Source organism: Niastella sp. (assembly GCF_045805085.1).
Taxonomy (GTDB): Bacteria; Bacteroidota; Bacteroidia; order Chitinophagales; family Chitinophagaceae; genus Niastella.
This window is the reverse complement of the sequence record NZ_JBJMLX010000040.1, coordinates 1-2953: the sequence shown is the minus strand read 5'-3', so window position 1 is coordinate 2953 and position 2953 is coordinate 1. Positions and strand designations below refer to the sequence as shown.

The 2953-nt window shown below is 47.6% G+C and carries 2 protein-coding genes; both read right to left on the bottom strand.

The annotated features are described in order from the left end of the window. Positions 1–2561: fibronectin type III domain-containing protein (locus tag ACJ751_RS01825; RefSeq protein ID WP_407743668.1), on the bottom strand; the 2561-nt coding region annotated here is incomplete at its 3' end. A 25-nt stretch (positions 2562–2586) separates the two neighbouring features. After that, the coding region (locus ACJ751_RS01820; RefSeq protein WP_407743667.1) for a hypothetical protein at positions 2587–2953 on the bottom strand (367 nt) is incomplete at its 5' end.

Sequence of the window (2953 nt, the reverse complement as noted above, 5' to 3'; positions counted from 1 at the left end):
TTCGTATTTACATAACCCAAAAACTTATCGTCTTTACCTCTTGCAACCCACGTTATTTTAGTGTTATTACTGGACACGCTAAACCCGGTGACTACATACTGTAGCAGCCCTTTTCCATATGGTTCAATAAGCACTACGCCGTCGAAATTATCCAGGTCTAAAGGCTTGCCATCCGGAGTAAGATAGTATACCTTGTCTTTTGGCACTGTAAATGCTGACTGGTTATCGGCATCCGCTACGAGGTTCGAACTGCCTGCCAACAGTTGTTCTGCATCCACCTGGTCATCGAGGTATTTATTCATCATACCTGTTACCTTGGTCTTGTTACCGGCATTTAACAGGTCTATACTGCTTTTTGATTTATTCTCTTCTTTGTCAAACAGGGGTTTCAACACATTTTCCTGCTCTTTCAAATAACTGTCATCTGTTGTATTTCTTTCAATTCTCTCTTCAAACAGTTGCCGCGCCTGCTGGTCGGTCAAAAGCCTTTCGATCAACTTGATCTTTGCTTCCAGTTTCGTTTTATCGCCTTCCCGTTCTTTATAGCCGAATGGATGTGGACAATGCATGGCTATTGCTGCGCGTTGCTCTTCATTTAACCGCAACACCAGTTTTTTCAGGTCATCTTCCAACTGTTTCTTTATATCTGTCAATGCATCGGTAACCAGCCGTTCCCTGATCACTCCCAGCTTCACCAGTACGCCCTTACCAATATTATCACTCAACTTCTCCAGCATCGGTTCTGCCTTCTTAAGGGCGCCGCGCAGTTTCTTTTCAGCAGCGGCATCGTTCGAGGGATCGCCGTCATTCAGATCCTTCATGGCTGCCTGCACTTCCTGGATGGCTGCCATCACATCTTTTCTTTCCTGGTCGGTAAATACATAGGTATCGGTCCAGATGCCAGGACTGATGCCTAAAAGCTCTGTAGCAAAATCTTTCAGCGTTGCCAGCGAAGCCGTATCAAAGTCGGGCATGGTTTCCTTCCAGTCTTTGATCGTATTTACATCGTCATTTGTTTTGGTGCGGTCTTTTATCCAGGCGTCAATACCGTCGCTGAGCGCCACTACTTCGCCCTGCGTCAATTGCAGGCGGTCGTTGATCTGCACATCGGTGAACTTTACATTCAGGCGCATGCCCAGTAAGGGTGTGGCCACGGCGCCATAACCGCTAAAGCGGCCATTACCGCCCTGTACGTCCAGCATCTGCATATCAAAACTTCCCACGCGTACCACCATACCGGCTACTGCCGAATTTAGTGGTTGTCCGGCTGCAGCAGCGCCCAGCCCGTTATTGGCAGTATCGTTCTTACCACATTCGTATACACGTTTGGGGAAGGTGTGCAGGGGCACTATTTCGCTCCAGAATCCAGTAATACCTTTTATTATGGGTTGAACCTGGGCTTCATAACTGTTATCCGGTTCCAGGTTAAACAGGTGGAGCAACGTATCTGCGATGTATTGTTTGTTCCAGCTATAGGCAGTGCCTTTACTGGCAGAATCGCCTTTTTTACGGTATTGAATATTCCAGCCATCGACAGTTTGTGCTTTGGTAAGGCGCCACCACCATTTACCACTTCGTTCGCCCAATGCATCGCCCATCAATTCTGCCTTGCCTATATTATTGACCACAAACGGATCTACGCCGCCATAGGTAAATACACAGGACTGACTGTACCCATTGTTCTGGTAGGCATCACGCCCGCTTTTGTCAAAAGCCTGTACGCGCCAAACATATTGCATACTGTCGAGCAGTTTGGGCATAGCAGGGCCATAGGTAAGCATGGCCGCATCGGTGGTTGCTGTATAGATGGGTGTACTGCTGCGTACAATATATTCTGCATTGCTTCCGGCCGGTCTTACTTCAAACAACTCGAACCGGTAGCCTGTGCCCATTGAACCTGTTACAAATGAAGGGGTATTGCGAATGCTCCAGGTAAAGGTGAGGAACTGGGGTTCCTTTCTTTCAACCCGGGTATTACACAACGGATAGTTCAGTAAGGGCGCTTCATTCTTTTGAAAAAAGAAGATATTACATCCATCATTACTTAATGCTACATCATCGCTTCTATTATAATCATACGCGGTAACACATATGCGGTAGGCACCTTCGGGCAGGGCCTTGGTACGTTCATAGTTCTCGCGGTTGAAGCCATTCATAAATTGCATATGGTCGCTCACCAGCAATTCATTCAACTGCGTTCCCGTGATGATCTGCGGCATACCGGGCAGGATAGTGATTGGCGATGCCCTGTAAGCCGGATCGGTTTGCATGATCACTTTTCCATTGAACTCCACTTTCAACCGCAAACGCACGGTATAGGAAGGCTGGGTAAGATCGTTCAGCGTTAATATAACCCGCAACTTATCGTTCCCCGGCGCTGCATAATCGGGCAGATATACGCTGTACGGCGGTATCAGCTGCAACGAAGCGGTGACGGGATAAATAAAACGGGCCTGCACATTGGTAGCCTGGCATAATGCAGCTAGCATCATGATGCTGGCGATAAACCATTTTAAAACCTTCCTGTTCTGCTTCATTCGGATATGGTGCGTACGATTCATATGCTAATTTGGTAATGGTCGAATATTAAAAACTAAAATTGTAGCCAACAGTTACGGTCAGCTCTGAAAAGGCATTCTGATTGACTACTGCCTGCTGGTGCAGGTAATTCACTCCGGCATTTAAACTATGCCGGCCCATTATTTTTTTATTTGTTTTACCAGGGGCGCCTGTACCTGCGGGTGGTGTGGCAGACTGCGCCTGGGGCGTAAATGACGCCTGCAGGGAATTGTTCCATACCCCGTTGTGGCTGGTCACATTGTTCATAGTGGTTCTGGTAATGTTATAGGTAGAAGTGGCGTTCAGCCGCAGCTTCTTATTCAATAATCCCTTCGCCGCGCTTACAGACGGACCGGTAAAATACGTGCGCGCGCCGGGCACATCCTGGATATAA